An 8758-nucleotide genomic window follows, 5' to 3' on the forward strand; every position below is an offset into this window, starting at 1 on the left:
GAGTATTTGGCATGAGCCGCATTGAGAAGAACGGGCTGCAGATCGAACCGGTACTTTATGATTTCCTCGTCAGGGAAGCGCTGCCAGGTTCGGGTATCGACACCGAGACCTTTTTTGCCGGCTTTTCCAAGATCGTCCACGATCTTGCGTCGAAGAATCGCGAGCTCCTCGCCAAGCGAGACCGCATGCAGGAGGCTCTCGACGACTGGTATCGCAAGAACGGCGCGCCCGTCGATCTCGCTGCTTATGAGGCTTTCCTGCGCGACATCGGCTATATCGTGCCCGAAGGGCCTGCCTTTACGATCTCGACTGCCAACGTCGATCCGGAAATCTCGGAGATCGCCGGTCCGCAGCTCGTCGTTCCCGTCATGAATGCCCGCTATGCACTGAATGCCGCCAACGCTCGTTGGGGATCGCTTTACGACGCCCTCTATGGCACCGATGCTATTCCCGAGACAGACGGCGCCGAGAAGGGCAGGACCTATAATCCCAAGCGCGGCGAGAAGGTCATCGCCTGGGTTCGCGATTTCCTCGATTCCGCGGTCCCGTTGATCGGCGCAAGCTGGAAGGACGTCGCCGGCCTTGCCGTGAAGGATGGCGTGCTGGCAGTTACGGCGAAGCCCGGCGCCACGGCGTTGGCGGATCGCAGCCATTTCGCCGGTTATCTCGGCGATGCTGCCAAGCCTTCGCATATCCTCCTAAAGCACAACGGGATCCATATCGAAATCGTCATCGATGCCAACACCGATATCGGTAAGGCCGATCCAGCCAATATTTCCGACGTTCGCCTGGAATCGGCAATCACGACAATCATGGACTGCGAGGATTCGATCGCGGCTGTCGATGCCGAGGACAAGGCCGAGGTCTACCGGAACTGGCTCGGCCTGATGAAGGGCGACCTGACCGAGGAAGTCGCCAAGGGCGGCAAGAGCTTCACCCGCCGGCTCAATCCCGATGTCGCCTATACCGCGCCGGATGGTAGCACCTTCGACCTGCATTGCCGTTCGCTGATGCTGGTGCGCAATGTTGGCCACCTGATGATCAACCCGGCCATTCTCGACCGTGACGGCAACGAGGTACCGGAGGGCATCATGGATGCTGCGATCACCGGCCTGATCGCGCTCTATGACATCGGTCCGAACGGCCGTCGCAAGAATTCGCGCACCGGCTCTATGTATGTCGTCAAACCGAAGATGCACGGCCCTGAAGAGGTCGCCTTCGCGGTCGACATCTTCTCGCGCGTCGAGGACCTGCTTGGGATGCCGCGCAATACCATCAAGATGGGCATAATGGACGAGGAGCGTCGCACGACGGTCAACCTCAAGGAAGCCATCCGCGCCGCCCGCGAGCGCGTCGTCTTCATCAATACCGGCTTCCTCGATCGCACCGGTGATGAAATCCATACCTCGATGGAAGCAGGCCCGATGATCCGCAAGGGCGATATGAAGCAGGCGGCCTGGATCGGCGCCTATGAGAACTGGAACGTCGATATCGGCCTCGAATGCGGCCTTTCCGGCCATGCCCAGATCGGCAAGGGCATGTGGGCCATGCCGGATCTGATGGCGGCCATGCTCGAGCAGAAGATCGCTCACCCGAAGGCCGGCGCCAACACCGCTTGGGTGCCGTCCCCGACGGCTGCGACCCTGCACGCCACCCATTACCACCGCGTCAATGTCGCCGACGTGCAGAAGAGCCTGAAAAGCCGCGCCCGCGCCAAACTTTCCGACATCCTGTCCGTGCCGGTCGCCTCGCGACCGAACTGGACGCCGGAGGAGATCCAGCGCGAAATCGACAACAACAGCCAGGGCATCCTCGGCTATGTCGTGCGCTGGGTGGATCAGGGCGTCGGTTGTTCCAAGGTACCCGACATCAACAATGTCGGCCTCATGGAAGACCGCGCCACCCTGCGCATCTCGGCACAGCACATGGCCAACTGGCTGCACCACAAGGTCATCACCGAAGTGCAGATTCTCGAAACGATGAAGCGCATGGCGGCCGTGGTTGATCAGCAGAATGCCGGCGATCCCAACTACATCGCCATGTCAGGCAATTTCGACGGTTCGGTTGCTTTCCAGGCAGCCCTCGATCTCGTCCTCAGGGGCCGCCAGCAGCCGAACGGCTATACCGAACCGGTCCTGCATCGCCGCCGCATCGAACTGAAGGCAAAGCAGGCTGGGTAAGCTCCGTCTTTGCTTCGGAGGCCACCTCGATCCTTCGAGGCCTTGGCGTCTGCGCTGACGTTTTGACGGCAAGGTACCTCAGGATGAGGTGGGGGGACTCTTGCGGCCAGCGGAAAAGCGCGCAGCCAAAGGCGAAGCCTCGGACGAGGGCGGGTGTGATGGTTGGGATCGATCCCAAATCCCTCAAACAAAAAGCCGCCGGATACCGATCCGGCGGCCTTTTTCAATCCGAATGCCAAGTGATTACTGAATAACGACGACCTTGGTGCTGCGGCCCGGAAGAACGCGGCTGTAGAGATCGATCACGTCCTGATTGATCAGGCGGATGCAGCCCGAGGAGGCAGCAGTGCCGATCGAAGCCCATTCCGGCGTGCCGTGCAGACGGAACAGCGTGTCCTGGCCCTTTTCGTTATAGAGATACATGGCGCGTGCACCGAGCGGGTTGGAAAGACCCGGGTTCATGCCGCCCTCGACATACTTGGCAATTTCCGGACGGCGAACAGCCATTTCCTTCGGCGGGTGCCAATTCGGCCATTCCTGCTTCCAGGCTACGTATGCAGTACCGGACCAGGAGAAGCCCTGCTTGCCGACGCCGATGCCGTAACGCATCGCTTCGCCATTGCCGAGGATATAATAGAGGTGACGCTCGCGCGTATTGACGATAATCGTGCCTTCAGCTTCATCCGTGTTGTATTCGACGATCTGACGGCGAAACTGCGGCTTCACCTTCTGGATCGGGATCGCCGGCAGCTGAAAGCCATTGTCGGTCGTCACACCATAGTCGCCATCGAAAGTCTTGATGGTCTCGGTAGCCGAATTTGCGGTGGCGGCCGGCGCTGCTGCTGCAGTGCTGGCATAGCCAGCCGATGCAAGCGTTGCGACAAGGCCGAGTGCGGTCATAGCATTACGGATGCGCATGAAAGTCTCTCGAAATTTCGTGGCGGGGGGCGGATGGTTATCTACCATCTTTGTCTACGGTATATTTTCCATTAAACTAGTCTTTGCAAGCTGCTCTGGCCCTACAAAAATAGGGCCGGCGCGCAAATTAGAAGGACATGGTTTTTTTGCAACAATGCTTGACCTGTCCACGAGACAATTCATGACGATTTTGAACGTTTACAATAACAATCCGTTAATAGATGGTCGGCAGTCGGAACGGGCCATGCTTGTACGCAAGGGTGTGCAGCTATTACTGCACGACATGCGTCACGCCGTCCTACCGGAGCTGCCGCTCGCCAGCGGTCGCCGCGCCGACCTCATCAGCCTTTCGGAGAAGGGCGAGATCTGGATCATCGAGATCAAGACGTCGATCGAGGACTTTCGCGTCGACCGCAAATGGCCCGAATACCGGCAGCATTGCGATCGGATGTTCTTCGCGACACACAAAGACGTGCCGCTCGAGATCTTCCCTGAGGATTGCGGACTGTTTCTATCGGATGGTTACGGCGCCCATATGCTGCGCGAGGCGCCGGAGCATCGCCTGCTGCCGGCGACGCGCAAGTCCGTGACGCTGAATTTCTCCCGCGCGGCCGCCCAGCGGCTGATGCTGGCCGAATGGGCAACGGGCAAGGATTTTGCCTTCTCCCCTCGGGGAGAAGGTGCCCGAAGGGCGGATGAGGGGGGCGAGGAGCTTTAGTTTCGGGCGCTTTTTGCAGCTCGCGCTTATAGCGTCCCTCTCCCGAGGCAAAGGCATGCTCTATTTCGGCGCCCGCTTGGCGAGGATGCGCTGCAGCGTGCGGCGATGCATGTTGAGGCGGCGGGCCGTCTCGGAAACGTTGCGCTCACACATTTCATAGACGCGCTGGATATGTTCCCAGCGGACGCGATCGGCCGACATCGGGTTCTCGGGCACTTCGGCCTTTTCGCCGGGGCGCTGCGTCAGCGCCGCATAGACGTCGTCCGCATCGGCAGGTTTGGCGAGATAGTCGAGCGCGCCGAGTTTGACGGCGGTCACCGCCGTCGCGATGTTGCCATAACCTGTCAGGACGACGATATGCGTATCGTCGCGCCGCTGACGGATCGCCTCGATCACGTCCAATCCTGTGCCATCACCCAGCCGGAGGTCAACCACGGCGTATTTGGGCGGGTTCGCCTTGGACCTGGCAACGCCTTCCGCTACCGATTCCGCCGTCTCGACTGCAAAGCCGCGTGTTTCCATCGCGCGTGCCAGGCGGCGTAGAAACGGGCCGTCGTCGTCGACGATCAGCAATGTGGCATCCGGGCCGATATGGGCCGCTGCATCCTTCACTCCGGCGTTTGGAGAAGCGCTCTCTTTTTCCGTCATTTTTATCTTCTATCCCGGCGACCATCCGCCTGCATATTCAACCGATTTTGACGACCGCTGTTTTAAGCCGTGAAAATCATTTTGTCGAATTACTGTCGATCAGCACGCGCGGCCATTCGACGCGGACACGAGCTCCCGGTGTCTCGGGATCGCGATTGCCGAAGAAAAGGGTAGCGCCCGAGCGCTCGAGCAGTGTCTTGGCGATGAAGAGGCCGAGTCCGAGGCCGCCGGCGGTATCGTCCCGCTGGCGCGATGTGACATAGGGTTCGCCGATGCGCGCCAGTATTTCGGGTGAATAGCCGTTGCCGTCGTCCTCGATGACGATGGTCAGAGTGTCGACGGTATATTCCACGGTAATGGTCACCGTCTTGCGAGCATAGTCGACAGCATTTTCGATGAGGTTACCGAGCCCATACATGATGCCGGCATTGCGTGACAGAACAGGTTCGCCGGAGCGCGGGCTCTTCTCGATCAGTTTCAGCGTGATCCCGAACTCGCGATGCGGCGCGATCACCTCTTCCATCATCGAGGATAGCGTCAGCCGCCGCATATGCGCCTCGTCTTCAGAGGAGAGCGTCGTCAGCCGTCTGAGAATATCGCGGCAGCGCTCGCTCTGGCTGCGCAGCAGCGCCACGTCCTCGCGAAAGCGGTCATCCTCGCGCAGTTCACGCTCCATCTCCTTGGCGACGACGCTGATCGTCGCAAGCGGTGTACCGAGCTCATGCGCCGCGGCCGCCGCCAGCCCGTCGAGCTGCGACAGGTGTTTTTCCCGCTGCAGCACCAGCTCCGTCGCCGAGAGCGCATCGGCGAGCTGCGACGCCTCCATGGAGACGCGATAGGCATAGAAGGCGGCGAAGGCCATGGTAGAGGCAATGGAGCACCACACGCCGAGCTGCATGACGCTGTGCACGTTGACGGAGACACCTTCGTACCAGGGAAGCGGGAAGGGCGAGAAGGCAAGGCCGGTAATGCAGATCATCGCCAACAGGATCAGCGGCATGCTGTAGCGGATCGGTTGCGAGGCGAAGGAGATGATAACGGGCACGCAGACCAGCGCCGAGAAAGGATTGGCAAGGCCGCCGGTGATCAAAAGCAGCCCGCAGAGCTGCAGAAGATCGAGGCTGAGCAGGGCAAAGGCCGCCGGCGGCTCCAGCCGGTGCGTCGGTGGATAGCGCAGCGTCAGGAAGAAGTTAATCCAAGCCAAGCAGGCGATCAGCACGCCGCAGGGCAGGAGCGGCATCGGAAACTTCAGCCAGAAAGCGACGATCATCACAGTCACCGTCTGGCCGCCGACGGCAAGCCAGCGCAGGCGCACCAGCGTCTGCAATCTTAGCCGTCGGCTCGTATGGTGGCCCTCCTGCGCCTTCGTTTCGGCTTCGGAGAGCTTTTCCAGTCCCCGGAAGAAGCGTGCCATCGTTAGGTTCCCCGTGGTTTGGCGCGTGTGGTCGGCAGGGCCTCGGCCGGGTCTTCCGGCCAGGGATGCCTCGGGTAGCGCCCGCGCATATCGGCGCGCACATCCTTCCAGGATCCGGCCCAGAAGCCCGGCAGGTCGCGCGTCGTCTGGATCGGCCGGTGCGCCGGCGATGTCAATTCAAGCAGCAGCGGCAACCGGCCGCCGCCGATGGCCGGATGCTGCTTCAGTCCGAACAGCTCCTGGACGCGAATGGTCAAGAGCGGCTCCTCGCCGTCATATTGTATGGGATGGCGCTGGCCGGTCGGCGCTTCGAAATGCGTCGGCGCCATCCGGGCGAGATCGCGTTGCAGTTCATGCGGCACGAGAGACATCAGCCCGTTGGAAAGGCCGCCGACGGAGATGTCGGAGAGGCCGCGCGCATCGGTCTGAAACGGCGTGAACCATTCGTCGAGCCGCGTGAGCAGCGCCTCGTCGCTCATATCGGGCCAGGGTTCGCCGATCGTGCGATGCAGGAAGCCGATTCTTTCCCGCAGCTGCGCAGCCTCTTTCGAGAAAGGCAGGACGCTGATCCCGAGGTCGCGAATACCTTCGGCGAGGGCCTTCGCCGCCTGCTCGCCGGTGGGCCGCGGCAGGGGCGTTTCCTCGAAGATGATGGCGCCGAGCCTTGTCGCCCGCCGTGCCCGCACCTGACGGCTTGCCTTGTCGAAAAAGCTCTGGTCTTCGGTGCGGATCTCGCCCGGCAAATGCTCTTCGACATCCGCGCGGGAAATCTCCGCCGCGGCCAGAATGCGTGCCTGCGCCGCACGTCCGGTCAGGTCGGCGATGACAAGCATCTGCGAACCGGCAAGCCGTTCGGTCTCCGGCAATTCCGCGCCGCGCCCATTGGCCATGACGAAGCGTCCCCGCCCACCGCGCTGCAGGGCGATGCGGTCGGGAAAGGCATGCAGCAGCAGCGCACCGGCGAGCGGGGGAATAGAAGAGGTTGAATTGCCTTTGCCACCGACAGCCTGAGCAAGGCGTCCGGCCAGCCGGCGCGCGGCCTCGGCTCGTTCGCCTTTCTCGGTCTTGAAGCGCCGCAGCCGGTCTTCCAGGTCGATGCTCGATCCGCCGAGCCCCTGTTCCGTCAGCAGCATGGCAAGCAGCGCCGCTTCGCGTGCCTGGCCGAATTCGCCAGCCGATATCACCATCGCCGCCAGGCGCGGAGGCAGGGCGAGTTCGCGCATCAGCCGCCCGCGCGCCGTCAGCCCGTTTTCCGCGTCGAGCGCACCCAGCTGCCGCAGCAAGGTCCGCGCCTCGGCAAGTGTGGTTGCAGGTGGCTGGTCGACGAAGGCGAGCGTTGCCGGATCCTGCACGCCCCAATGGGCGAGATCGAGCGCCAGGCCTGAGAGATCGCTGGAAAGGATCTGCGGCGGCGTAAAGGCTGGAAGCGCCGCCGTCTGACCCGGGTGCCATAGGCGGATGGCGATGCCCGGTTCGGTTCGCCCGGCGCGGCCGGCGCGCTGATCGGCCGAGGCGCGCGACACGCGCACCGTCTCGAGCCGCGTAATGCCGGTGGAAGCCTCGAAAACGGGCAGGCGCTGCAATCCGCTGTCGATGACGATGCGCACGCCGTCGATGGTGATGGAAGTTTCGGCAATCGAGGTCGCCAGCACGATCTTGCGCGTGCCCCGCGGCGCTGGCCGAATTGCCGCATCCTGCTCCTTCTGGCTGAGATTGCCGTAGAGCGGCGCAATCATCGTCTCCGGCGAGAATCGCCCTTCCAATCGCTCCACCGTGCGGGTGATTTCCGCCTGACCGGGGAGAAAGGCTAGGATGGAGCCCTGCTCGCGCGCATGCGCATCGAGGATCGCCCGCGTCACCGTATCCTCGATCCGCTCTCCCGCTGGCCGATCCTGGTGGCGGATATCGATCGGAAAGCTGCGACCCATACTTTCGATGACGGGCGGGTGGTAGAGGAGTGCAGCGACACGCTCCACATCGAGCGTTGCCGACATGACGAGGATGCGCAGATCCTCTCGCAGGGCTGCCTGAACGTCGAGCGCCAGCGCCAGGCCGAAATCTGCATCCAGCGAGCGCTCGTGGAATTCGTCGAAGATGACGGTGGAGATGCCGGAGAGTTCGGGATCGTCGAGGATCATCCGCGCGAACACGCCCTCCGTCACCACCTCGATGCGGGTCTTGGCGGAGATGCGGTTGTCGAGCCGCATGCGGTAGCCGACTGTATCACCCACTTGTTCGCCGAGCAGCGAGGCCATACGGGCAGCAGCGGCCCTCGCCGCCAGCCGTCGCGGTTCCAGAAGAATGATCCTGCCATCGCCGCGCCATGCCTCGCCCAGCAGATAAAGCGGCACCAGCGTCGTCTTGCCCGCGCCAGGTGGTGCGGAAAGCACGGCGCGCCGCTCGTTAGCGAGGGCTGTGCCGATATCGGCAAGCACATGCGAGACCGGCAGCTCAGGTAATGAAGGCACTCTATATGTCACGCCTGCCTGCCCCGCATATATCCATAGGCAAAAGCTTGCACTTGCCGGGTCGGCGCGGCCTGCGCCTGCCTTTTATCGAGAAGCACCATATCCGCTCCCTTCAATCTCTCGATGTCTATTAGGTCCTGGGTGTCCGGCTGGCAATGAGAGGCGGATCCGATGCTTGCAACAGGATGCAAGTGGCCCGTTACGAGCGCGTATCTGGATGATTCCGGCAGGCAGTGTAAAATGAATCCTGAAATCGCGGCCAATCGCGAAAAAATCTCCAAGTTTTCGATCGAGTTGACAAATCCTCTTTTCCATTCAATCACTTACAAAAATGTCAGAATTTTTACAGCTGGAGTGTTGACTTGGTTCGGAGGTAGGGTCTATAAGCCCGATCACTGACGAGGGCGGCGGC

The 8758-nt window shown here is 61.8% G+C and carries 6 protein-coding genes; 2 read left to right on the forward strand and 4 right to left on the reverse strand.

The annotated features are described in order from the left end of the window. Positions 1–11 precede the first annotated feature (11 nt). Positions 12–2180 carry a malate synthase G gene (locus DQ393_RS00810; protein ID WP_112339928.1) on the forward strand — a complete coding sequence of 723 codons (2169 nt, stop codon included), beginning with the start codon at positions 12–14 and terminating at the stop codon, positions 2178–2180. A gap of 243 nt (positions 2181–2423) precedes the next feature. Here the strand turns inward: DQ393_RS00810 and DQ393_RS00815 are convergent, their stop codons facing one another. Then, the gene (locus DQ393_RS00815; RefSeq protein ID WP_112339929.1) at positions 2424–3098 is read right to left on the reverse strand and encodes a L,D-transpeptidase; all 675 of its coding nucleotides are present in this window, start codon (positions 3096–3098) and stop codon (positions 2424–2426) included. A 181-nt stretch (positions 3099–3279) separates the two neighbouring features. On the opposite strand from DQ393_RS00815, the gene DQ393_RS00820 reads away from it, so the two are divergent. Further along, entirely contained in the window at positions 3280–3816 is a 537-nt protein-coding gene (locus tag DQ393_RS00820; RefSeq protein ID WP_112339930.1) for an MmcB family DNA repair protein, read from the forward strand. Between the two features lie 60 nt (positions 3817–3876). Here the strand turns inward: DQ393_RS00820 and DQ393_RS00825 are convergent, their stop codons facing one another. The 3 genes from DQ393_RS00825 to hrpB all read right to left on the reverse strand — a co-directional run bounded on the left by DQ393_RS00825 (position 3877) and on the right by hrpB (position 8346). After that, entirely contained in the window at positions 3877–4464 is a 588-nt protein-coding gene (locus tag DQ393_RS00825; RefSeq protein ID WP_112339931.1) for an ActR/PrrA/RegA family redox response regulator transcription factor, read from the reverse strand. 76 nt (positions 4465–4540) lie between these two features. Continuing rightward, positions 4541–5878, reverse strand: a complete 1338-nt coding sequence (locus tag DQ393_RS00830; protein ID WP_112339932.1) for an ActS/PrrB/RegB family redox-sensitive histidine kinase — start codon at positions 5876–5878, stop codon at positions 4541–4543. 2 nt (positions 5879–5880) lie between these two features. Further along, on the reverse strand, positions 5881–8346 hold the full coding sequence (hrpB, locus tag DQ393_RS00835) for an ATP-dependent helicase HrpB (protein ID WP_112339933.1): 2466 nt from the start codon (positions 8344–8346) through the stop codon (positions 5881–5883). Positions 8347–8758: the final 412 nt, after the last annotated feature.

The sequence above is a fragment of the Martinezella tropici genome (genome assembly GCF_003287875.1).
In the GTDB taxonomy this organism is placed as follows: Bacteria; Pseudomonadota; Alphaproteobacteria; order Rhizobiales; family Rhizobiaceae; genus Rhizobium; species Rhizobium tropici_C.

Excerpts from the sequence above, each read along its gene's own strand:
- DQ393_RS00810 (WP_112339928.1), top strand. The coding sequence starts at position 12 with ATGAGCCGCATTGAGAAGAACGGGCTGCAGATCGAACCGGTACTTTAT.
- DQ393_RS00815 (WP_112339929.1), bottom strand. The coding sequence starts at position 3,098 with ATGCGCATCCGTAATGCTATGACCGCACTCGGCCTTGTCGCAACGCTT.
- DQ393_RS00820 (WP_112339930.1), top strand. The coding sequence starts at position 3,280 with ATGACGATTTTGAACGTTTACAATAACAATCCGTTAATAGATGGTCGG.
- DQ393_RS00825 (WP_112339931.1), bottom strand. The coding sequence starts at position 4,464 with ATGACGGAAAAAGAGAGCGCTTCTCCAAACGCCGGAGTGAAGGATGCA.
- DQ393_RS00830 (WP_112339932.1), bottom strand. The coding sequence starts at position 5,878 with ATGGCACGCTTCTTCCGGGGACTGGAAAAGCTCTCCGAAGCCGAAACG.